The organism is Micropruina sp., from assembly GCF_047602385.1.
Lineage (GTDB): Bacteria > Actinomycetota > Actinomycetes > Propionibacteriales > Propionibacteriaceae > Micropruina.
In genome coordinates this window covers 607057-628169 of the sequence record NZ_JASGHL010000005.1, presented here as the reverse complement: position 1 = coordinate 628169, position 21113 = coordinate 607057, and the positions used below count along the sequence as shown (strand labels likewise).

The window sequence follows — 21113 nt, the reverse complement described above, 5'->3', positions numbered from 1 at the left end:
TCTGCATTGAGGGTGATGCATCTATGATGCAGACATGCGAACCACAGTCGATCTACCCACTGCGGTTCACCGGCGCGCCCGCGAACTTGCTAGTCAGAGCGGCAGGTCGCTGTCCGCGGTGGTGGCAGACCTCGCTGTCCGGGGGCTTGCTCAGCTCGATGAACCCGTGACGTTGCAGACGGATCCGAGGACCGGTCTGCCGGTGCTTTCGCTGGGCCGCACGATCACCTCCGCGGACGTCGCTGAAGCGCTCGACGACGAATGACGCCACACCTGCTGGACGCCAACGTGCTGATCGCGTTGACCGTTCGCGAGCACGAGCACCATGACCGTGCCAGCGAGTGGCTGGTGAAGTCAGGTGAGTTCGCGGTGTCTCCGGTCGTCGAGGGAGCGCTGGTCCGATTCCTGTTGCGGACCGGCGAATCCGGTGCGACCGCTCGTGCGGTGCTGGAACTCGTCCGACAGCACCCACGTTGTCAGTTCTGGCCGGACGACTCGTCCTATCTCGAAGTCGATCTGCCAAGCCTGCGTGGGCATCGCCAGGCTACCGACGCCTACCTCGCCACCACGGCTCGCCGACACGGTGGGCTGCTCGCGACCCTCGACGCCGGCTTGGCCCGCACGTACCCGGACGTCGGGCGGCTGCTGCCCGAGTGAGGGGTGTGTTCGGCAACTCGACCGGAATGGACCGCGGGGACGGTTCTTTCGGTCCAGAAGTGACCGAAAGAACCGTCCCCGTCGGACACTATTTGAGTTCCAGCACCGGCGTTCCGGCGCTCGCGGCTCCGCTGGTCAGCTTCAGGCGCTTGCCGTCGAGATTGGTGATGACCACGATGATGGTGGTCTCTTTGCCTTGGTCGACCACGTAGCCCAGATCCATGGCGGCCAACGGCTGCCCGGCGCTGACCTTGTCGCCCTGAGCGACCTTGACGTCGAAGCCTTCGCCCTTGAGAGCGACGGTGTCGATGCCCATGTGCACGAGAACGTCGAGTCCGTCGTCGCTGTGCATGATGATCGCGTGCTTGGTCGGGAAGACACTCACGATCTCGCCGTTGAACGGCGAGACCACCATGTCCGAGGTGGGCCGGACGGCGAAGCCGTCACCCATCGTCTTGCTGGCGAAAACCGGATCGGACACCGCGTCCATGGCGATCACTTCGCCATCGGCCACTGCCACCAGGGTCGGCGCCGGCTTCTTCTTGAATCCGAAAACCATCTGTCGATCACTTCCTTTGAGTTCGTTGTTGGTTCGTTCAGGTGCGTGAGTAGGCCGCCCGCACCCGCTCGGCGGATTCGCGAGCGAGCTGTGCGGACAGACCGGTGTAGTTCTCGGGCTTGAGCAGTTCGGCGATCTCGTGCCGATCGAACGCCGAGTTCACGATGTCGTTCTCGAGCAACACCTCGGAGTACTTGCGCTGGTTGATCGTGGCGTCGATGGCCAAGTCGTACACGAGCTCGTGAGCCTGGTCCTTACCGAGACGCTCGGCGAGCTTCATCATGATGTACTCGCTGTTGTCGATGCCGTGATTCAGATTGGCGTTCGCATACAGGCGGCCCGCATTGACGTTCAGGGTCGCGCTGAGTTCCACCATTCGCACGATCGCTTCCCGCATCAGGCCGACCGCCTCGTCCAGGATGCTGTCGAACAGCATGTTGGACGTGCTGTCGGCCTCGAACGGCCGGGCGTTGGAGAAGTACCCCACCGACGTCAGCGAGTACAGCTTCTGCGCGTTCGCAATGATGCCCTTGGCCAGCTTGGGATTGATCTTGTGCGGCATCGTCGAACTGCCGATGGTGCCCTTCTTGAAGCCTTCGGACACTTCGCCGAACTCCTCGATGGAGGTTTGGAACACCTCCTCGGCCACCGTGTGGAAGTTGTTGGCCAGCAGCGCCAAGGCGTTGATGTACTCCACTTTCGGCGAGTTGATCGCCCGAGACGGGATAGCCATCACGTCCATGCCGAGAAGTTCGCCGACCCGCTTCTGCACGTCGAGGCCGACCGCTCCGGTGGAGTTGAAGGCCCCGACGGCGCCACCCATCATCACGGTGAACACCCGCGGTTGCAGCTGCTCGAGCCGCTCCACGCTCATCAGGATCTCCGACATCCAGGTGGCGACCTTGTACCCGAAGGTGATCGGGATCGCGTGCTTGCCGTGGGTCCGTCCGGCCATCACGCTGTCGGCGTGCGCCTCGGCGAGGTCGGCCAAGTTGAGCAGGATCTGCTTGGTGAGGTCCAGGAACTTCCGGTTCACCTGCTTCAGGATGATGCTCTGCGAACTCTGCTGAATGTTCTGGGTCGTGCTGCCGAAGTGGATGTACTTGCCGGCCTCGGGGTCGCACGCCTTGACGAACACCTTCACGAAGGGCACGAAGCCGTGACCGACCGTGCGGTAGATCTCGTCCATCAGTTCCAGGTCCAGGTTCTCGTACCTGGCGTTGGCCTTGATGTTCTCGGCCGCCTCGCGCGGGATGACGCCGTGCTCGGCCTGAGCCACCGCCAACGCCGCTTCGACGTCCAGCCAGGTCTGGAGCTTGACCTCTTTCGACAGCAGCTGGCTGATGCCGTGATCGTCGAGCGTCCTGCTGCTTGAATCTGTCAGCGCCACGAATCGCCCCTACTTCTTCATGTGGGCGTCGACCGCGTTGCGGACGAACTCCACGTAGGGTCCGAACACGACATGTATGTGGCCCTTCTGTGGGAAGAAGATTCCGCTCGTGCCGGAGTCCTTCAGCAGGTCTTGATTGACCTTGTCGTTGTCCACCAGGTCGACGCGCAATCGTGAGACGCAGTTGTCCACATTCTTGATGTTCTCCTTGCCGCCCAGGGCGATGATCACGAGTTCGGCGATGTCGTCGTAGCGCTTCTCGAGCAGGAGTGTGCGATCGCCCATCGCCTTCTCCCGGCCGAGCGTCTCCAGTTGCCATTTGGTGATCACGAAACGGAAGACGAAGTAGAAGACCACCGAGTTGATCAGGCCGAGGATGACCAGGTTGAGCCAGTTCGTGTCGTCGTAGAGGAATCCGAAGATGCCGAAGTCGAAGATCGTCCCGCGGATGTATCCGATGGTGATGTGCAGGAACTGCAGGGGGAGTGCGAGCAGCCCGCACAGCGCCGCGTACAACACGAAGAGGCCAGGGGCGATGAACAGGAACGAGAACTCGATCGGTTCGGTGATGTTGCCGAGGAAGGCGGTCAGCACCACCGTGAGGATCGCGGCCTTCGCGATCTGCTTGTTCTCCTTGAATGCGGTGTGGTACATCGCCAGGCCGATAGCCGGAATGCGGAACAGAGTGGTCAGCATCTGGCCGGTGGCGAGGTAGCCGAAGACCTTCGGGCCGTGCTCGGTCCAGGCCTGGGTGCCAGGTCCCTGCTTGAACAGGATCTCGTTGGCGGCGGGCAGGATGCCGGTGAACGGCTGACCGTCGATCATGTAGACGCCGCCGGCGGAGGTGAATCGCACGATGGAGGCCAGGACGTGATGCAGGCCGAACGGAATACAGAGTCGATGCGCCATCCAGTAGAGGCCCACCCCGAAGGTGTCGTTCATGAACACCGGCGAGATGAAGATCAGGAACTGGGTGAAAAGACCCCAGACGAGCGGCAGGACCGCCGCGAGCGGGATCATCAGCAGGAAGGTGACGATCGCGACGAACTTCTTGCCGCCGAAGAAGGCAAAGGCCAGTGGCAGTTCCTTGGCACCCCACCGGTCACAGCAGAAGGCCGCCAGCAGGCCGGCGATGATGCCACCGGCCGCTTCGAGTCGCAGCGTCTGGATGCCCAGCACGATGCCCTGGCCGGCCGCCGCCATCTGGGTGGCGTCCTTGATCAGGGTGCCGGTCAGCGTGAGGTAGACGTTGATCGTCATGATCATGGTCAGATAGCCGATGACGGCGGCGAAGATGGCAATTCCCTTGTCCCGCTTGTTCATGCCGTAGGCAACGCCCATCGCGAACAACAGCGGAATATTGTCGAAAACCACCTGGGCGATGGTCTGCAGGCTCTTCAGCACCTGCTGAAGGACCCCGTTGCCCAGCCAGGGAGCCTTCTCAATCAGGTAGGCCTGGGTCAGAGCGTTCGCCAGTCCCATGATCATGCCGACCGGGGCGAGGACCGCGATCGGCAGCAACAGGGATCTACCGAAGGTCTGAATGCCCTTCTTGAAGTCAGCCATCAGTTGTCACTCCTTCTTCTATTCACGAGTTCAAGTAAATTTCGTCCGGGTTTGAAGCATCGATATCTACGGCGGAGCTGCCCTGAGCGGCAGGACATCTCGCGCCCTTACCACTCCTTGACGGGGACGCGGCTGTCGTTGCCGCGCGGTCAGCACTGCTGGTTGAGGGATCGATCCATCAACGGTCACACTAGGTCATCGCGACGTTGTGAGGGATCGATTCGCCAACGACGGTCAGATTGGCAGGCGGAAGGTGTGACAGTCAAGGCTCACCAGCCCGATGCGCAGCCGCAGGACTCTCTGACGAGCAGCTCGGGTTGATAGATCCGCGACAGTCCGGTCGCAACCACCCGAGGACCGTCCGGGGCGTCGTCCTCGGGCTCGACGCCGATCTGCTCCAGGATCAATTGGGCCGATGCTCGGCCCAGAGCGACCGGGTGGGTGGCGACGCTGGTCAGCGGCGGCTCCCACAATGCAGCGGTCCGGACGTCGTCGTACCCGATGATGCGGACGCCGCGGGCATGGCCGCCGGCCCGGAGCGCGCGGTAGACGCCGAAGGCCACGCTGTCGCTGTGGCAGACGATGGCGTCCGGCAGTGGGCCCGCGGCCAGGAGCTGCTTGCCGATCAGCACACCGCCCGCGCCGCTCGAACTACCCGGGATGTCGCGTAGCTCGCGGACCTGGCGGCCGGCGCCCGAAAGCCCGAGCTCGATGCCGCGGCGGCGGTCGCTCCGCGAGACCATGGTCGCCGGCCCCCCGACGTAGGCGAAGGTGCGGCAGCCGTGCGCGACCAGATGCTCTGCGGCCAGGCGTCCGCCGAGGACGTCATCGGGACCGACGTAGGGCGCTGTCACTCCGGGCAGGTAGCGGGTCATCAGGACGTGCGGAACGCGGGCTTCGGCAAGACGCTCGACGAAGACCGGCGAGGTTCCGGTCGCCGGCACGATGGCCAGCGCCGCGATTCGTTGCTCGCGCAGCTCGGCGACCAGCACCTCCTGCCGCGCAGGATCATCGGCGGTGGTTGCGACCAGCAGCAGGAAACCGGCGGCGGTGAGTCCCGCCTCGAGACCGACCAGCAGCTCGGCGTGGAAGGGGCTGGCGATGTGGGTGACGACGACCCCGACGGTGCGGGTCCGCTGCGTGCGCAGAGTGGCCGCGCTGCGGTTGTAGACGTAGCCGAGTTCGCGCATGGCGCGATAGACGCGCTCGCGGGTGTCGGTGGAGAACCGGCCACCTCCGGTCATCACATTGGACGCCGTCGTCCGTGAGACTCCGGCGTGCGCGGCCACGTCCTTCAGGGTGATCTCGTGCCGCATGGCCAGAACCTAGCAGCCGTTGCCACCGCGGCTGCGGTCAGCGAAGCGGAGCCTACGAGGACAACACGTCCTCGATCAGCCGAGCGACCGCGTCCTGCTCGTTCGACACCGTGACCAGGTCGGCGGCGGCAAGCGCCTCGGGAGTCGCGTTGGCGACGGCCACACCGCAGCCCGCCCAGCGCAGCATCTCGACGTCGTTGACGTTGTCGCCGATGGCCACCACCTCGGCGGCGTCGATGCCCAGCCCGGCAGCCACCTTCGCCAGGGTGGACGCCTTGGTCACGCCGGCACGCGAAACCTCGAGCCAGGAGGCGCCCGAGATGGTCGGCTGGCAGCCGGGCACGGCCAGTGCGACGGCCGCGGCGTAGACCTGGTCGACCGGGACGCCGGGCACCTTCGCCACCAGCTTCACCGCGCCCACGCCGAGCACCTCGTCGAGCGCGACCACCTGCTGGTCGGGCGGCCATGGCGCTTGCCTGCCGGCGATCGCCTCCAAATAGCCGAACTGGGCCCGGACGGTGTTCCCGCCGTTGCGGAACGTGGCCACCTTGACGTCGGGGAAGATGTCTCGCAGGGCGTAGGTCAAAGCGGTCTGGGCGTCCGGCTCGAGGACCTCTTCGGCCAGTGTCTCGCCGGTGCCGAGGTTGGCGACGACCGCTCCGTTGCTGCCGATCCCGAGGTCGGCCAGCGGTGTGCCCTGGACGAAGGTCGCCTGTGAGTAGGGCTGCCGTCCGGACACCGCCAGCACCCTGATGCCCGCGGCCGCGGCCGCGTCGAGGGCGGTCCGGGTCCGAACGCTGATCGAACGCGGTTCGCCGCTGAGCAGGGTGGCGTCCATGTCGGTGGCGATCAGCCGGACGGTCTCGCGAGTTGGTTTCATGACTGCTTTCGGTGCGCGGTTTGAGAACGCGCCTCCCGCGGTACGCGGAGGGTACGTCAGGGCCTGGTACCACCCAGGGCCGCGAACAGGGTGAGGAGGAGCGATACGCCGACGCCGATCGCCGCACCGGCCAGCACCCCAGCCCACCGCGGGGCTCGCTTGCGCCAGAACAGCAGCGCCGCCAGGGCCGCCGCGGCAATGCCGAGCGTCAGCCCCGCCGTGGGCCGGGCCTGGGTGGTGAACAGACCGCAGAGGAGGCCCAGCGCCGCCAACAGCGCACGATGATGTTTCGATCCACCAGTGAGCAGGTGGATAAAGCTGGTCCACATGTCGACCAGGCTGTCCCACATGTCGACCAAGCGCCGCTTCATGCTGGCGAGTGTAGTCCCGTCAGCGGCCCCGCGCTCGACGTTGCTTTCGGCCCGACAGCCGCCACACGTCGGTTCCCGCGCGCTCCGCGCGATCGGAGGGGCTGATCCCGGCTGCCGGATCAGCGGCGCGACTGTTGGACGCCGGCCACCCACGCGCCTTGATGCAGGACGCCGCTGACCTGCAGGTCCTTGTCCAGTACCACGAGGTCCGCAGGCCCGCCGGCGACCAGGTCGCCGGCGGCCAGGCCCAGGGCGCGGGCCGGATTCACGCTGGCCTGCTGCACCGCGAGTCGCAGTGCGGCCGCACGCTCCAGGCCGGAGCCCAGGACGGCGTTTCGGAACACCCGGTCCATGGTCGCGGTACTGCCGGCGATCGTGTTGGTGCCGGCCACCCGGGCGACGCCGTTGGTCACCTCCACGTCCAGTGCGCCCAGGCTGTAGGCGCCGTCCGACATGCCGGCCGCGGCCATCGCGTCGGTGATCAGGGCGACCCGGTCCGGGCCGACCCATTTGGTGGCGTTCCGGTACAGCGCCGGGTGCAGGTGGACGCCGTCGTTGATCAGTTCGATCGTCACCCGCGGATCCTCGACCAGCGCGGTGATCGGTCCGGGTTCGCGGTGGTGCAAAGGGCGCATTGCGTTGAACAGGTGGGTCGCCACCCGGGCCCCTGCCGCGATGCCCGCTCGGGCCTGCTCATAGGACGCATCGGTGTGGCCGATCGCGGCCACCGCCCCGGCGTCCACGATGCGGCGGATCGCCGGCAGCGCGCCGTGCAGTTCGGGCGCGATGGTGACCATCCGGACGGTGCCCTTGCCGGCGGCGAACACCCGGTCGATCTCGGACGGCTCCGGATCGCGCAGGGCGGTGGGCTCGTGCGCCCCGCAGCGCTGCGACGAGAGCCACGGCCCTTCCAGGTGGATGCCGGCCAGCAGACCGTCCTGGACCTGCTCGGCCAGTACTCCCACCTGCCGCAACAACTCGGCCGGATGCGCAGACACCAGCGAGGCGATCATCGACGTGGTGCCGTGCCGGCGGTGCAGGTCGCGACTGGCCAGCGAACTTTCCGGGACTGCGTCGGGGAAGGCTCCGGATCCGCCGCCATGGGTGTGTATGTCGACGAAACCGGGTACCACGGTGACCGCGCCCAGCGCGTACGCGGGGGTGCCCGCAGGCACCCCCGCGCCCAGTCCTGAGCCCAGCGCGGTGACCACGGTGCCGGTGACCTCCAGCCAGCCCGGGCTGAACACCTCGGTGCCGGTGACGATCCGCTCAGCGGTGATCAACATGCGTGCATCCTCTCAGCCGGTGCCGGCGCTCACAGGCCCTGCCAGGCCGGCTTGGCGGCGTAGGTCTCGCGGTAGTACGAGCCAAGTTGCAGCCGGCTCGCCGCCGCTTCGTCGAGCAGCACCGTGACGTGCGGATGGTGCTGCAGGATGGTCGCCGGCCACAACGCGCTGACCGAACCCTCAGCCAGCTGATGGACGGCTTCTGCCTTGGCCGTGCCGCTGGCCACCAGCACCACGTGCCGGGCCGCCATGATCGTGCCCAGGCCCTGGGTGATGCAGTGCGTCGGCACCTGGTCGATGTCGCCGTCGAAGAACCGGGCGTTGTCCACCCGGGTCTGCCTGGTGAGGGTCTTGATCCGGGTCCGGGACGCCAGCGACGAGCCGGGCTCGTTGAACCCGATGTGCCCGTCGGTGCCGATCCCGAGGATCTGCAGGTCGACGCCGCCGGCTGCTGCGATCGCCGCCTCGTAGGACGCGCAGAACGCCGGGATGTCGGTGGCCAGCCCGTCCGGGCCGTGCACGGCATCGGCACCGAAGTCGACCCGGTTGACGAAATCCCGCCGGATGACGTTGTGGTAGGTCTCCGGATGCTCGGCCGGCAGGCCGACGTATTCGTCCAGGGTGAACCCGCGGGCCTGCGCGAACGACACCTGGCCGGCGTCATGCCGGGCGGCCAGTTCGTCGTAGATGGCCAGCGGGGACGACCCGGTGGCCAGGCCGAGCACCGCGTCCGGCTTGCCCTTCACCAGGGTGACGATGGCCTCGGCGCCGAGCGTGCCGGCTGCGGCCGCGTCCGGGCAGATGACGATCTCCATGAGGTTGTCTCTCCTTGTCGTGGGGTGGTTCAGCGGGTGGTGATGATGGCGTCGAGGGCGTTCAGCTCGCCGCCGATGACGGCGTCGGTGAAGGCGATGTCGCCCTGCTTGGAGTCCATCACCACGACCGGGATGATCGGGTTGCGGCCGGTGGCCTCGACAGCCGGGACATCGAAGGTGATCATCAGCTGGCCGGCCTCCACCACGTCGCCCTGGGCGACGTGAGCGGTGAAACCCTGGCCGTTGAGCTGCACGGTGTCCAGGCCGAGGTGGACCAGGACGCCGACACCCTCGGGGGTGACGATCACGTAGGCGTGCGGCCACAGGGTGAGCACGGTGCCGCCGATCGGGGCGACCGCCTGCACCACACCGCGCGGCGGGTCGATGGCCAGGCCGTAGCCGACGATGCCCTGGGCGAAGGTGGCGTCCGGGACGTCCTTCAAAGCAACCGGACGCCCGGGCACCGGGGCCAGGATCGTGGTGGGTTCGACGACGGCGGCGGCCGCCGGAGCGACCTCGGCCGCGGCAGGGGCGGAGGTGTCGACCGCGACGGCCGGACCGGCCGGGTTGGCGGCCAGCGCGCTGAGGATGTCGTTCTTCAGCGCCTCGGCCTGGGTGCCGAAGATGGCCTGGACGTTGTTGCCCACCTCGATCACTCCGGCGGCGCCGAGTTGTTTGAGCCGGGCCTGGTCGACCCGGGCCTTGTCGGCGACCTCCATCCGCAGCCGGGTGATGCAGGCGTCGGTGTTCACCAGGTTGGCGCGGCCACCGAAGGCGGCGATCAGCTGCTCGGCCTTGGCCAGCGCCGCTCCACCGGAACCTCCGGCAGCGGAACCACCGTCGTCGGTCAGGTTCGCGGCCTGCTCAGCCTCGAAGTCGGCGTCGTCCTGGCGACCCGGGGTGCGCATGTTCCACTTCACGATGGCGAACCGGAACATGAAGTAGTAGAGCGCGAAGAAGGCGAGGCCCATGCCCACCAGCAGCGGGATGTTCTGCGCGGCGGGCGCCGTCCCGTAGAGCACCAGGTCGATCAGGCCGGCCGAGAACGAGAAGCCGAGGTGGATGTCGAGCAGGTAGGCGATGGCGAGCGAGAGCCCGGTCAGCAGCGCGTGGATGACGTACAGCGGGAAGGCGGCGAACATGAAGGCGAACTCGAGCGGCTCGGTGACGCCGGTGAGGAACGCGGTCAGGCCGGCGGCCGACAGGATGCCGATGGCGACCTTCTTCTGCTTCGGCTTGGCGACGTGGATCATCGCCAGGGCCGCCGCGGGCAGACCGAACATCAGGATCGGGTAGAAACCGGAGGTGAGCAGGCCCGCGGACATGTCGCCGTTGGCGAAGCGGGTCAGTTCGCCGGTCACCACGTCGCCGCCGGGGGTGGTGTACGAGCCGTAGATGAACCAGATGTAGGTGTTCAGGATGTGGTGCAGGCCGATCGGGATCAGCATCCGGTTGGCGAAGCCGTAGAGGAAGGCGCCGAACGCGCCGGAGCCCGCGATGAAGGTGGCGACGCCGGTCAGGCCGCTCTCGAAGATCGGGTAGAAGTAGCTCAGCCCGAAGCCGATGATCAGGCTGGCCAGCGAGACGACGATCGGCACGAAGCGACGGCCGCCGAAGAAGCCCAGATACGCGGGCAGTTGGATGTTGTGGTACCTGTCGAACAGCCAGGCGGTGACCAGGCCGACGATGATGCCGGCGAAGACGCTGTAGTTGATCATCGCCTGGTCGCCCTTGGCGTCGGTGACGCCGGCCAGCACCACCGGGGACATGTTCGTGAAGACCGCGTCGATGACCAGGTAGCCGGCCACCGCCGACAGCGCGGTCGAGCCGTCCGCCTTCTTGGCGAAGCCGATCGCGACCCCGACCGCGAACAGCAGCGGGAGGTTGGCGAAGATCGCGCCGCCGGCGGCGCTCATCGCCTCGAAGAACGGCCCGATGATCGGGGTCTTGATCTGGCCGAGCAGGTCGGGCTGGCCCAGCCGCAGCAGGATGCCGGCGGCGGGCAGTAGGGCGATCGGCAGCATCAGGCTCTTGCCGAGCCGTTGGAGTTGGGCGAACCCGGGGATGCGCGGTCCGGACTTCTTGGTCGAAGTCCCGTCGGCGATGCTCATGAGGTCTCCTAAGCGTGGACGGTGCGGCTGGTCGATTGGTATAGACCAGTGGCTCAAGATTGGCATAGACCAATCCAGGCGTCAAGGCTTTGCCCGATTTTGGTCTAGTCCAATACCGTGGTCCTCTGACATCGAGTCCACACCTGAAGGAGGCGGTTGTGAAGGTTCCGAAGTACTACCGGATCAAAGAGGCCATCCTCGAGCTGATCGCCGACCTGCCGCCGGGTGCCGCGGTGCCCACCGAGCGTGAGCTGGCGTCCCGGTTCGACACCTCGCGGACGACGGTGCGGCAGGCCATCGCCGAGTTGGTGGTCGACGGACGACTCGTGCGCACCCAGGGCAGCGGCACCTTCGTGGCGCAGCCCAAGATGATGCGGGTCCGTCCGCTCAGCTCGTTCTCCCAGGACCTGGCGATGGACGGCTGGCGTCCGGGCAGCGTGCTGCTGGGCATCGCCGAGGTGATCGCGGACGCCGAGCTGGCCGCCCATCTGGGCGTGGAACCGGGGGCACCGGTGCAGCGGGTGGAGCGAGTGCGGACCGCCTTGGACGTGCCGCTCGCGCATGAGGTCGCGTACCTGCCGCGTCCGATGCCGGGGCTCGCCGAGCAGTTGGCCAGCCACGGCTCGCTCTACCGGACGCTGCGCGAGGAGTACGGGGCGGTGGTGGTCACCGCGGAGGACATCGTCGAGACGGCGCTGGCCGATCCGGTCACCGCCGACCTGCTCGGCGTCGACACCGGGCTGCCGATGCTGCTGGTGCACCGCACCGGCTGGGACGCCGACGGCAACGTCGTCGAATGGACGGCGTCGAAGTTCCGTGGCGACCGGTTCCGGTTCATGTCCCGGCAGCGGCTGGACGACGCCGGCGTCGCGTCCTGAGTCTGGAGCCGATCCTGGGCGCTTCTTGAGGTTCCGGGCAGCGCCGGTTGAGCTTGCTCGGGCAGAGTTCTTCTCGTGCCGGGGGGCACGAGCCGCCACAGAGCAGGGCCGGAGACGCGATTCGGGGGGACGCGAACCGGAGGGGGACCTGCGGATGTGGCGAAGGCTGGATCGAGCCGGGTCGGACGGACGCAGGGGGAAACGTCCACGACCCGGCTCTCCGCATCTGCAGAGCCGCGCAACCGGTCGAGGTCAGCTGTCGGTGGGAGGTTCGGCGTCCTTGGCGGCCTCGGCTTGAGCGAGCTGCGCCTGCTCGGTGGCGGCCTTGCGCAGGGCCACCGCCCGGTGGAAGTCCGCCTGGGTCGGCATCCCGTAGGCCCGGGCTGTCGAGTCGTGCAACTCGACCACGTAGCGGTAGATCCGCTCCGCGAACTGGTGCGCGATCTCGCCCGGCGCAGCCTTCAGCGGACGCCCGAACACCACGTGCACATGCGGACGACCCGAGGGCGGCCGGGTCGCACCGTAGGGCATCGCGGCGAAGGCGCCGACCAGGGCGATCGGCAGCACCGGCACGTTGCGGCTGATCGACAGTGCCGCGTGGCCCGGGGTGAAGTTCTTCATCGCACCGGTGCGCGACCGGGTGCCTTCCGGGAAGAGCAGCAGCGGGACGCCGTCGCCGAGCAGGATGCCGGCCATCCCCTTGCGGTTCCGCAGGCCCTTGCGGTCCACCGGGAAGGCGTTGAAGAACAGCCGCGTGGCGGCGGCGGTGTACCACTTGTCGAAGAAGTAGTCGGCGGCCGCGCCGGCGGCCAGATTGCGGCTCAGCCGACGCGGCAGCGAGCCCATGATCAGCGGCGCGTCGAGGTGGCTGGAGTGGTTGGCGACGGCGATGAACGGCGGCTTCAGGGTGTCGAGGTTGCGACGTCCGTGCTCGTGGACGTGCAACGCCGACCAGATGTACGGCTTCATCACCAACTGCTGCGCGACGAAGCGGCCGGCGGCGCCACCGGCGGAGGAGTACCGGTTGGTGTTGTCCTCAGCCACCACGTCCCTTCCGCCAGATCGAGTCATCCAGTTGTACCGCGAGTCATCCAGTTACGTGCAGGCAAACCCTAGGGGACCGGACGTCGCGCCGGCTGCAGATCAAGATACGGGAGGCCGCCCGTCCTGGCACCCATGGCGCGGGCCTGGCCAGGAGTTCTGTAGCTTCCAACACCGGGGTGGCCTGATCCTTGTCGGCATCGGCCAAAGCCGGCGCGGCAACACTGTGGGAATCCACCCATACCTACGCCGGTACCGACGAAGGCCGGATGTCGGTGGACCAGTGAAACGCCGGCTGACGCCCGGCCGAGCGGTTGCCGACACGGCGAGCGTGTCGCCACAGCATCGCAGTAGTCTCAGGCATGGACAATGCGGACACCATGCTGGACGCGGCCGAGGCGTTCGTCGCCCTGGTCAGCGAAGTCCCCCAGGACGCGTGGGAGCACCCCGGCCTGGGGGTGTGGGACGTCCGTTCCCTGGTCGGGCACACGGCGCGCGCCGTCTCGACGGCGCTGGACTATCTGGGCAAGCCGGCGGGGCCGGTGGAGTTGCGGTCGGCGGCCGAGTACCTGGCGGCCGGGTACCTGATCGACTCCTCGATCCACGATGCGGTGGCCGAACGTGGGATCACGGCCGGGCATGAGCTCGGCGACGAGCCGGCCGAGGTCGTCGAGACGATGATCGAACGGCTGCGGGTCGCCATCGCGGCCACCGAGGGCGATCCGGTGATCATGACCCTGCTAGGGGCGATGCGGTTCTCCGACTACCTGGAGACCCGCACCGTCGAGTTGATCGTGCACACCTCGGACCTGGCGCTGGCGATCGGGCGCACCCCACGGCTGCCGGACGCCGCGGTCGCCCGGGTGCTGCACATCATCTGCGACGCGGCCATGCTGAACGGACGCGGGGTGGCCGCCGTCCGCCAGCTGAGCGCACGGGACGGTTCGGCCTTCGAGTTGCTCTAGGGAAGTGCTGATCAATGCTGTTCCGAGCGAGGACGTGGTCGGCGGGAGGAGCTGTGGTCCCCAGATCTTGTGGGCGTACTGGACGTACGGCGCAAGATTTGGGGGCCGCAGATCGCCCGCCGAGTGCGCCGCAGCCGGGACATGATTGATCAGTGCTTCCCTAGGCAGCGTGGCCACGCTGGACCGGCACCGGTTCACTTGGTCCGATCCGGCACCCTTGACCCCGTGACTTCGACGCCCCCGGCCCGCCCGACCAGAACCCGCCGCCTTCGCGGGCAGGGCTGGCTGATCGCGCTGGGGGTGCTGGCCGCGCTGCCGGCCGCTGCGGCAACCGCCCTGCGCGTCGTTGCACCCAGCACCGAGCAGCTGGCCAAGGTTGCCTCGTTCATTCCCTACGGCTTGGTCTTCTGGCTGCCCGCACTGCTGTTCCTCGGGATCGCCGCGGTCCGGTCGGTCCGGGCACGGTCGTCCGGGCGACCGGCGGTGGCGACCCTGGCGCTGCTGTGCGCGACCGGTCTGGCCGCAACCGTGGCCTGGGAAGGCCCGGCGTTCATCGCGGACCGCCGCCCGGTCGGCACCGGGACGGTGACGATCGCCAGCCTCAACGTCGCCCAGTCGGCTGACCAGGCCGCGGTGGCGCGCGCCGTCACGGGTGCGGACATCGTGGTCTTCGTCGAGGCCCAGCCCGGCTGGGCGGCCCAGCTGCCGGCGAGCCTGCGCGCCGAGTTCCCGTACGCCACCCCGGCGATGCGCGACTTGAACGGCGGCTCGCTGATCCTCTCCCGGTACCCGATCGTGGCGTCCCAGAAGCTCCCGGAAAGCTCTTTCCAGCAGTGGGCGGCCACGGTGCGGACGCCGCAGCTGGGGGCGCTGCGGGTGGTCGGGGTGCACCCCTGCAATCCGTACTGTCCGGCCGGGTTCTGGGCCCGCGAGGCCGAGCAGCTCCGCTCCTGGCTCGCCCAGCGTGATCCGCGCGTCCCGACGGTGGTGGCCGGCGACTTCAACGCCGTGGACGATCACCTCACCATGCGCCGCCTGTACGACGACGGCTTCCGCAGCGCCGCCGACCTGGCCGGAGCGGGGTTCGTTCGGACGTGGCCGTCCGACCGGCGGTTTCCGCCGCTGATCGCCATCGACCACGTCCTGGTGACCTCCGACCTGACCGCCACGGAGTTCTCGACCTTCGACGTCCCCCGCACCGACCATCTCGGCATCCGCACGGTGATCGCCGGCGTCGAGGACTGACGCGCTTTCAACACATGCTAATGTATGTGTATGTCGGTGATGGATCGTCGGCTGCAGTTGCTGCTCGATGAACAGCGCTACGCCCTGGTGCAGACCGAGGCCGAGCGGAGCGGTCGCAGCGTGGCCGCCGTCATTCGCGAGGCGATCGACTACCGCTTCCTGGGGGCCGACGACCGCGGCGCGAATCTCCGCGTGTGGCTTGACCTGACGGCTGAGCCTTCCGGTCCGGCAGTTGACTGGTCGGAGATCAAGGCCGGCATCGAGGAGGACCTGGCGGGGCCGCGCCGATGAGGCGCGGCTGGTTCGTCGACACCTCAGTGCTGCTACTCGCGGCCGGGGGAGCCCACCCGGATCGCGGACCCAGTCGCGAATTTCTGGACGGCTGTACCCGCGGCGGCGTCGCTCTGCACGCGAGCATCGAGGCGATGCAGGAGTATCTCTTCCATCGGATGCGGGTGTCCGGTCGGGAGGCTGCGCTGGCCGAAACCCGGACCCTGCTCGCGGTGCTGCACCTGCACGACCTGACCGCGACGGTATTCCGGCGCTCGCTGGGCATCATCGAGGCCTCCGCGCTGCGCGGCCGAGACGCGCTGCACGCCGCAACCGCGCTTGAGGCCGGTTTTGACCGGATCGTCACTCTCGATCGCGACTTCGCCCAGGCCCCCGGCCTGAGTGTGGTGCATCCGCGGGATGCCTCCTGAGCAACCGCCTTCAGGCGCCGACGGCCGCCTTGGTCTCCCGGGCCATCGCCAGTTCCTCGTTGGTCGGCACCACCAGAACGGTCACCAACGAGTCGGCGGTGGAGATCGCCCGCGGTTCCTTGGAACGCACCGCGTTCGCCTCGTCGTCCAGCGTGAAGCCGAACCCGGCGAGGCGGTCGATCACGGCCTTGCGCAGCGCCGGGTTGTTCTCGCCGACGCCGGCGGTGAAGGTGATCACGTCGAGGCTGCCGAGTACGGCGAGGTAGGCGCCGATGTAGTGCAGCAGCCGGTGCACGTAGACGTCGAAGGCCAGTGTGGCGTCGGGGTCGCCCTCTGCGATCAGGTCATTGATGTCGCGGAAGTCGGTGGCCCCGCACAGCCCCAGCATGCCGGACTTCTTGTTCAGCAGGGTGTCGATGTCGTCGATGCTCATGCCGACCTGGCGGGCCAGGAAGGCGTGCAGGCCCGGGTCGACGTCACCGCTGCGGGTGCCCATCACCAGTCCCTCCAGCGGGGTCAGGCCCATCGAGGTGTCCACCGCGACGCCACCGCGGATCGCCGAGATCGAGGCGCCGTTGCCGAGGTGGCAGACGATCTGGTTCAGCTCCTCGTACGGCCGGCCGAGCACCTCGGCCACCTTCTTCGACACGTAGCTGTGCGACGTGCCGTGGAAGCCGTAGCGGCGGATGCCGTGCTGCTGGGCGACGTCGCGGGCCAGCGCGTAGCTGTAGGCCTCGGCGGGCAGGGTGGAGAAGAAGGCGGTGTCGAAGATGGCCACGTGTGGCACATCCGGCAGCGCGCTGCGGGCGGCGTCGATGCCGGCGATGGCCGGCGGGTTGTGCAACGGCGCCAGCGGCGACAGCTCGCGTAGGGCGTCCAGCATCTCGTCGGTGACCAGCGTCGTCTCGCGGAACGCGGCGCCGCCGTGCACGGTCCGGTGTCCGACCGCGACCACCTCGGACAGCTGCGGGCCGTGCTCTTCGAACAGTTGCACCATCACTTTCAGGGCCCGCCCGTGATTGGGGAAGCCGCGTTCCTGATGGAAGGTCTCACCGGCGACGGTGTGGTCGATGGTGCCGGACTCGTCTCCGATCCGCTGGACCAGGCCCGAAGCCAGGACGCTCTCGTCGTCGGCGTCGATGACCTGGTACTTGATCGAGGACGATCCGGCGTTCAGCAGCAGGATGGGCGTGCTCATGTTCTGGGGCTCCTTGGGAGTGGACGTCAGTTGGCTGGGGTCTGGGCCTGGATGGCCGTGATCACCACGGTGTTCACGATGTCGTCGACCAGTGCGCCACGGGACAGGTCGTTGACGGCTTTCTTCAGGCCCTGCAGGATCGGCCCGATCGCGACCGCACCGGACGAGCGCTGCACCGCTTTGTAGGTGTTGTTGCCGGTGTTCAGGTCGGGGAAGATGAACACGGTCGCCTTGCCCGCGACGGGGGAGTCCGGCAGCTTGGTCTTCGCCACGTCCGGGTCGACGGCCGCGTCGAACTGGATCGGACCCTCCAGTGCGATGTCCGGACGCCGTTCGCGGACGATCTTCGTCGCCTGGCGCACCTTGTCGACGTCGGCGCCGAAGCCGGAGCTGCCGGTGGAGTAGGACAGCATCGCCACCCGCGGCTCGATGCCGAAGGCGACCGCGGTCTCGGCCGAACTGATCGCGATGTCCGCCAGCTGCTCGGCGGTCGGGTCGGGATTGACCGCGCAGTCGGCGTAGACGTGCACCCGGTCGGTCATGCACATCAGGAACGACCCCGACACCACCTTCACGCCCGGCTTGGTCTTGATGAACTCCAGCGAGGGCCGGATGGTGTTCGCGGTGGTGTTGATCGCACCCGACACCATGCCGTCGGCCATCCCGAGGTGCACCATCATCGTGCCGAAGTAGGACAGGTCCTTCATCTTCTCGCGGGCCTGCTCGATGGTGACGCCCTTGTGGGCGCGCAGGGTGGCGTATTCGGCGGCGAACCGCTCGACCAGTTCGGTGTCGGCCGGGTTGACGATATCGGCGCCGTCCAGCACCCAGCCCATCGCCGAGGCCCGGGTCTTGATCTCGACCGGATCGCCGAGCAGGATCAGGTCGGCGACGCCGCGCTGCAGCAGGATGGCGGCCGATTCGAGAATGCGGTCGTCGGAGGACTCCGGCATCACGATCCGGCGGCGGTCGCGGCGGGCCAGCTCGTTGAGCTGGTAGCCGAACATCAACGGGGTGACGACGCTGGCCGGCGGAACCTCGAGGGCCTTGATCAACTCGGCGGAGTCGACCTGCTCGGCGAAGATCCGCCGCGCGGTCTCGACCTTGCGCGGCGAGGAGGTGAAATGTCCCCGGGTGTTGAAGACATCTTTCGCGGTGGTGTAGGTGCCCTTGTCGGTCATTCCGATCGGCAGGTCGAGGTGCATGCCGTCGAACAGCTTCACCACGTTCTCGGGAATCGGGTAGCCGCCGGTCAGGATGATCCCGGTGAGCTGCGGGAACGAGCCGGAGTGGTGGGCCAGGATCAGCCCGGGCAGCAGATCGCCGGAACGGTCGCCGGGCATCAGCACGGTGGCCTCGGTGACCAGCCGGGACAGCACGTTCGGCAAGGTCATGGCCGCCACGATGGCGTCCTGGGACTCGCGGTCGAGCAGGTCGGGGTTGCCCAGCACCTGGGAGGCGCCGACAGCCTCGAACTGCGCGCGCAGGGTCGGCGCGATCAGCAGCGGCTCAGCCGGCAGCGCCGCGACCACCAGATGGGTGAGCTGACGCAGCGCCTCGGACGTCTCGTCCAGGATCGCCGGATCGACCCGGTTCGCGATCACCCCGATGGTCTGGACGTGGTGAGCGGTGAACTCGCTGAGCGCCGACTCGGCGGCGTCCCGGATCTCGCGGACATCGCGTCCGTAGCCGTTGACCACCAGCAGCAGCGCGGCGTTCAGGTTGGCGGCGATGTCGGCGTTGAACGCCATCTCGGTCGGGCTGGTCACGTCGGCGTAGTCGGAGCCGAGCACCACGATGGCATCGAACCGGGGGCTGATCCGGCCGAACTTCTCCACGATGGTGGTCAGCGCGCTTTCTGGGTCGGTGCGCATCTCGTCGTAGCTGATGCCCACGGCCTCGTCGTAGGAGAGATTGACCCCGGGAATGCCCAGCAGCATTTCGAGAATGTCGTCGCGGGCGCCGGCGGTCACCAGCGGACGGAACACGCCGACCGACTCGACCTCGCGCAGCAGCGTGTCGAGCAACCCCAAGGCGACAACGGACTTACCGGTCTGGCCCTCGGGGGCCGCAACGTAGATGATTCGAGTCACGGGCCACAGGCTAACGCCGCGATGACTTGCCTGTCTGCGCCTCGTTCGTCCACTGGGCGCGTCCCCGGAAGTCCGGTGGCAGGCTGGGTCGATGACACGGGCGCGACAGGTCGAGCTGCGAGACGGCGTCGAACTGACCAATCTGGACCAACCGCTGTTCACCGGCGCCGAGGCGTCCAAGCGCGAGCTGGTGGACTACCTGGACGCGGTCGCGGAGCCGATCCTGGCCGAACTCACCGGCCGGCCGCTGTCGGTGCTCCGGGTGCGGCCCGGGCAGCGGCCGTTCATGCAGAAGAACCTGCCCGAGCATGCCCCCGACTACGTGCGAAGCACGATCGTCTGGTCACAGGCCGGGCATCGTGAGATCCGCTACCCGCTCTGCGAGGACCGGCGCACGCTGCTCTGGCTGGCGAACCAGCGGGCGGTGGAGTACCACCCGACGGTGATCCTGCCGGAGTCCGGCGAGCACACCGAGATCCTGGCCGGACGAGTGACGCATCTGGTGCTCGACATCGATCCGCCGGCCGACAGCGGGTTCGCGCCGGTCGTGCGGACGGCGCTGCTGGTCCGGCAGGCGCTGGCCGAGGCCGGGCTGGCGGCCGCGGTGAAGACGTCCGGCTCGAAGGGCGTCCATGTGATCGTGCCGGTGCGGGACCTCGCGCTGCCGGACGCGGCCGCCGCCACCCGGGCGCTGGCCGCTCGGGCCGAGCGACTCGACCCGGCCCTGGCTACCACTGCCTTCCTCAAGGCCGACCGCGGGGACCGGGTGTTCATCGACGCCACCCGTTCCGGCGGCGCGTCACTGGCCTGCGCCTACAGCCCACGGGTGCGTCCCGGCACCCCGGTGTCCTTTCCGGTGGCCTGGGACGAGCTGCCCGAAGCCAACCCGGCCCGGTTCACGATCAGGACGGCGCCGGCGCTGCTCGGCGGCACCGACCGGTGGGCGGAGTTGCTGCCGGCGCCGCAGCAGGTGCCGGCGGAGGTGGTGGCCGAGGGCCACACCATCCCGGTGGCCCGGGTGGCGGCGATGCATGAAGGGAAGCGCCGCAAGCGGGCCGCTCAGCGGGACGGGACGCCGGATCCGGAGCGGTAGCGGTCGCCCACGGCCCGCAGCCGGTCCAACCGCTCGCGCTGATCGACGGTCAGGGTGAGGTCGAGCGCGGCGAGATTCTCGTCCAGGTAGGCCGGGCGCTTGGTGCCCGGGATCGGGACCACCGCGGGGTCGTGGCCGAGCAGCCAAGCCAGCGCGACCTGAGCGGGACGGGCGCCCAGCTCGTCCGCAACCGCTCGGACGACCTCGACCTGGCGAAGGTTCTCGGCCAGGTTGCGCCGGTTCCACCGGGGCAGCAGCCGCCGGTAGTCGATCAGCCCGATCCGGGTGGTGGCGGCGGGCGACCCGGTGAGCATGCCCCGGCCCAGTGGCGAGTAGGCGACGACACCGATGCCGAGTTCGTGGGCGGTCGGGACGACGGCGTGCTCGGGTTCGCGAGAGAACAGCGACCACTCCAGCTGCACCGCCGCGATCGGATGCTCGCGATGGGCGCGGCGGAGCTCGTCGGCGGTCACCTCGGACACGCCGAGGGCGCGGACCTTGCCGGCGCGGACCAGTTCGGCCATCGCCCCGATGCTCTCTTCGATCGGCACCCGCGGGTCCACCCGGTGCAGGTAGTAGAGGTCGATCACCTCGGTGCGCAGCCGGCGCAGCGAGGCCTCCGCCGCGCGGGCGATCCGGGCCGGGGACGCGTCCAGTCCGATCGGCAGCCCCAGCCCGGGAAGGGTGCGAATGCCGGTCTTGGTGGCCAGCACGATGCTGTCGCGGACGCCGTGCAGGTGGCGTCCGAGAAGCTTCTCGTTGGCGCCGTGGCCGTACATGTCGGCGGTGTCGAACAGGGTCACGCCGCGTTCCAGCGCCCGTTGCAGGGTCGCCTTCGACGCGGCCTCGTCGGGTCGCCCGTAGGCGGTGCTCATTCCCATGCAGCCCAGTCCCAGTGGGCTGACCTGCAGCGGGCCCAGCTGCCGTGTGCTGTCGTTCATCTCGACC

General features: G+C 68.2%; 21 protein-coding genes. 8 read left to right on the top strand and 13 right to left on the bottom strand.

Annotation, left to right across the window (positions count from 1 at the left end; genetic code table 11):
* Window positions 1-34 precede the first annotated feature (34 nt).
* Entirely contained in the window at window positions 35-265 is a 231-nt protein-coding gene (locus QM711_RS18430) for a hypothetical protein (protein WP_415102035.1), read from the top strand.
* Window positions 262-657 carry a TA system VapC family ribonuclease toxin gene (locus QM711_RS18425; RefSeq protein ID WP_415102033.1) on the top strand — a complete coding sequence of 132 codons (396 nt, stop codon included), beginning with the start codon at window positions 262-264 and terminating at the stop codon, window positions 655-657. Before QM711_RS18430 ends, QM711_RS18425 begins: the two co-directional genes overlap by 4 nt.
* Window positions 658-745: 88 nt before the next feature.
* On the opposite strand, the gene QM711_RS18420 is transcribed toward QM711_RS18425, so the two are convergent.
* The 9 genes from QM711_RS18420 to QM711_RS18380 all read right to left on the bottom strand — a co-directional run bounded on the left by QM711_RS18420 (window position 746) and on the right by QM711_RS18380 (window position 10951).
* A complete protein-coding gene (locus tag QM711_RS18420) occupies window positions 746-1216 on the bottom strand; it encodes a PTS sugar transporter subunit IIA (protein WP_415102031.1) in 471 nt (156 codons plus the stop codon).
* Window positions 1217-1253: 37 nt separating this feature from the next.
* Window positions 1254-2606 (bottom strand): adenylosuccinate lyase family protein, encoded by a 1353-nt coding sequence (locus QM711_RS18415; RefSeq protein ID WP_415102029.1) that lies wholly within the window; start codon window positions 2604-2606, stop codon window positions 1254-1256.
* A gap of 9 nt (window positions 2607-2615) precedes the next feature.
* A complete protein-coding gene (locus QM711_RS18410; RefSeq protein ID WP_415102027.1) occupies window positions 2616-4172 on the bottom strand; it encodes a PTS transporter subunit EIIC in 1557 nt (518 codons plus the stop codon).
* Window positions 4173-4441: 269 nt separating this feature from the next.
* On the bottom strand, window positions 4442-5488 hold the full coding sequence (locus QM711_RS18405; protein WP_415102025.1) for a LacI family DNA-binding transcriptional regulator: 1047 nt from the start codon (window positions 5486-5488) through the stop codon (window positions 4442-4444).
* Window positions 5489-5540: 52 nt separating this feature from the next.
* Entirely contained in the window at window positions 5541-6368 is an 828-nt protein-coding gene (locus tag QM711_RS18400; RefSeq protein ID WP_415102023.1) for an HAD family hydrolase, read from the bottom strand.
* A 56-nt stretch (window positions 6369-6424) separates the two neighbouring features.
* Window positions 6425-6739: a hypothetical protein gene (locus QM711_RS18395; protein ID WP_415102021.1), complete on the bottom strand. Its 315-nt coding sequence runs from the start codon at window positions 6737-6739 to the stop codon at window positions 6425-6427.
* A 119-nt stretch (window positions 6740-6858) separates the two neighbouring features.
* A complete protein-coding gene (gene nagA / locus QM711_RS18390; protein ID WP_415102019.1) occupies window positions 6859-8025 on the bottom strand; it encodes an N-acetylglucosamine-6-phosphate deacetylase in 1167 nt (388 codons plus the stop codon).
* Window positions 8026-8054: 29 nt separating this feature from the next.
* Window positions 8055-8840: a glucosamine-6-phosphate deaminase gene (gene nagB / locus QM711_RS18385; protein ID WP_415102017.1), complete on the bottom strand. Its 786-nt coding sequence runs from the start codon at window positions 8838-8840 to the stop codon at window positions 8055-8057.
* Between the two features lie 29 nt (window positions 8841-8869).
* Entirely contained in the window at window positions 8870-10951 is a 2082-nt protein-coding gene (locus QM711_RS18380) for a glucose PTS transporter subunit IIA (RefSeq protein WP_415102015.1), read from the bottom strand.
* Between the two features lie 158 nt (window positions 10952-11109).
* Between QM711_RS18380 and QM711_RS18375 the strand changes: the two genes are divergently transcribed.
* The gene (locus QM711_RS18375; RefSeq protein ID WP_415102013.1) at window positions 11110-11829 is read left to right on the top strand and encodes a GntR family transcriptional regulator; all 720 of its coding nucleotides are present in this window, start codon (window positions 11110-11112) and stop codon (window positions 11827-11829) included.
* A 252-nt stretch (window positions 11830-12081) separates the two neighbouring features.
* Here QM711_RS18375 and QM711_RS18370 read toward each other — a convergent pair whose 3' ends face one another.
* Window positions 12082-12900 carry a lysophospholipid acyltransferase family protein gene (locus QM711_RS18370; protein ID WP_415102011.1) on the bottom strand — a complete coding sequence of 273 codons (819 nt, stop codon included), beginning with the start codon at window positions 12898-12900 and terminating at the stop codon, window positions 12082-12084.
* A gap of 332 nt (window positions 12901-13232) precedes the next feature.
* Here QM711_RS18370 and QM711_RS18365 point away from each other — a divergent pair, with 332 nt between their 5' ends.
* The 4 genes from QM711_RS18365 (at window position 13233) to QM711_RS18350 (ending at window position 15781) form a co-directional block, all read left to right on the top strand.
* Entirely contained in the window at window positions 13233-13835 is a 603-nt protein-coding gene (locus QM711_RS18365) for a maleylpyruvate isomerase family mycothiol-dependent enzyme (RefSeq protein WP_415102009.1), read from the top strand.
* A 225-nt stretch (window positions 13836-14060) separates the two neighbouring features.
* Window positions 14061-15080 (top strand): endonuclease/exonuclease/phosphatase family protein, encoded by a 1020-nt coding sequence (locus QM711_RS18360; RefSeq protein WP_415102007.1) that lies wholly within the window; start codon window positions 14061-14063, stop codon window positions 15078-15080.
* 30 nt (window positions 15081-15110) lie between these two features.
* The gene (locus QM711_RS18355; RefSeq protein ID WP_415102005.1) at window positions 15111-15371 is read left to right on the top strand and encodes a hypothetical protein; all 261 of its coding nucleotides are present in this window, start codon (window positions 15111-15113) and stop codon (window positions 15369-15371) included.
* Window positions 15368-15781 (top strand): type II toxin-antitoxin system VapC family toxin, encoded by a 414-nt coding sequence (locus tag QM711_RS18350; RefSeq protein WP_415102003.1) that lies wholly within the window; start codon window positions 15368-15370, stop codon window positions 15779-15781. The genes QM711_RS18355 and QM711_RS18350 overlap by 4 nt, the downstream gene beginning before the upstream one ends.
* Window positions 15782-15791: 10 nt before the next feature.
* Here the strand turns inward: QM711_RS18350 and QM711_RS18345 are convergent, their stop codons facing one another.
* Complete coding sequence (locus tag QM711_RS18345; RefSeq protein WP_415102001.1) at window positions 15792-16979, bottom strand: acetate/propionate family kinase; 1188 nt, start codon at window positions 16977-16979, stop codon at window positions 15792-15794.
* Between the two features lie 26 nt (window positions 16980-17005).
* Window positions 17006-19072: a phosphate acetyltransferase gene (gene pta, locus QM711_RS18340; RefSeq protein ID WP_415101999.1), complete on the bottom strand. Its 2067-nt coding sequence runs from the start codon at window positions 19070-19072 to the stop codon at window positions 17006-17008.
* Window positions 19073-19163: 91 nt separating this feature from the next.
* On the opposite strand from pta, the gene QM711_RS18335 reads away from it, so the two are divergent.
* A complete protein-coding gene (locus tag QM711_RS18335; RefSeq protein ID WP_415101997.1) occupies window positions 19164-20165 on the top strand; it encodes a DNA polymerase domain-containing protein in 1002 nt (333 codons plus the stop codon).
* Here the strand turns inward: QM711_RS18335 and QM711_RS18330 are convergent.
* A complete protein-coding gene (locus QM711_RS18330; protein ID WP_415101995.1) occupies window positions 20132-21106 on the bottom strand; it encodes an aldo/keto reductase in 975 nt (324 codons plus the stop codon). The genes QM711_RS18335 and QM711_RS18330 overlap by 34 nt on opposite strands.
* Window positions 21107-21113 lie beyond the last annotated feature (7 nt).

Excerpts from the sequence above, each read along its gene's own strand:
- QM711_RS18430 (WP_415102035.1), top strand. The coding sequence starts at position 35 with ATGCGAACCACAGTCGATCTACCCACTGCGGTTCACCGGCGCGCCCGC.
- QM711_RS18425 (WP_415102033.1), top strand. The coding sequence starts at position 262 with ATGACGCCACACCTGCTGGACGCCAACGTGCTGATCGCGTTGACCGTT.
- QM711_RS18420 (WP_415102031.1), bottom strand. The coding sequence starts at position 1,216 with ATGGTTTTCGGATTCAAGAAGAAGCCGGCGCCGACCCTGGTGGCAGTG.
- QM711_RS18410 (WP_415102027.1), bottom strand. The coding sequence starts at position 4,172 with ATGGCTGACTTCAAGAAGGGCATTCAGACCTTCGGTAGATCCCTGTTG.
- QM711_RS18405 (WP_415102025.1), bottom strand. The coding sequence starts at position 5,488 with ATGCGGCACGAGATCACCCTGAAGGACGTGGCCGCGCACGCCGGAGTC.
- QM711_RS18400 (WP_415102023.1), bottom strand. The coding sequence starts at position 6,368 with ATGAAACCAACTCGCGAGACCGTCCGGCTGATCGCCACCGACATGGAC.
- QM711_RS18395 (WP_415102021.1), bottom strand. The coding sequence starts at position 6,739 with ATGAAGCGGCGCTTGGTCGACATGTGGGACAGCCTGGTCGACATGTGG.
- nagA (WP_415102019.1), bottom strand. The coding sequence starts at position 8,025 with ATGTTGATCACCGCTGAGCGGATCGTCACCGGCACCGAGGTGTTCAGC.
- nagB (WP_415102017.1), bottom strand. The coding sequence starts at position 8,840 with ATGGAGATCGTCATCTGCCCGGACGCGGCCGCAGCCGGCACGCTCGGC.
- QM711_RS18380 (WP_415102015.1), bottom strand. The coding sequence starts at position 10,951 with ATGAGCATCGCCGACGGGACTTCGACCAAGAAGTCCGGACCGCGCATC.
- QM711_RS18370 (WP_415102011.1), bottom strand. The coding sequence starts at position 12,900 with ATGACTCGATCTGGCGGAAGGGACGTGGTGGCTGAGGACAACACCAAC.
- QM711_RS18365 (WP_415102009.1), top strand. The coding sequence starts at position 13,233 with ATGGACAATGCGGACACCATGCTGGACGCGGCCGAGGCGTTCGTCGCC.
- QM711_RS18355 (WP_415102005.1), top strand. The coding sequence starts at position 15,111 with ATGTCGGTGATGGATCGTCGGCTGCAGTTGCTGCTCGATGAACAGCGC.
- QM711_RS18350 (WP_415102003.1), top strand. The coding sequence starts at position 15,368 with ATGAGGCGCGGCTGGTTCGTCGACACCTCAGTGCTGCTACTCGCGGCC.
- QM711_RS18345 (WP_415102001.1), bottom strand. The coding sequence starts at position 16,979 with ATGAGCACGCCCATCCTGCTGCTGAACGCCGGATCGTCCTCGATCAAG.
- QM711_RS18335 (WP_415101997.1), top strand. The coding sequence starts at position 19,164 with ATGACACGGGCGCGACAGGTCGAGCTGCGAGACGGCGTCGAACTGACC.
- QM711_RS18330 (WP_415101995.1), bottom strand. The coding sequence starts at position 21,106 with ATGAACGACAGCACACGGCAGCTGGGCCCGCTGCAGGTCAGCCCACTG.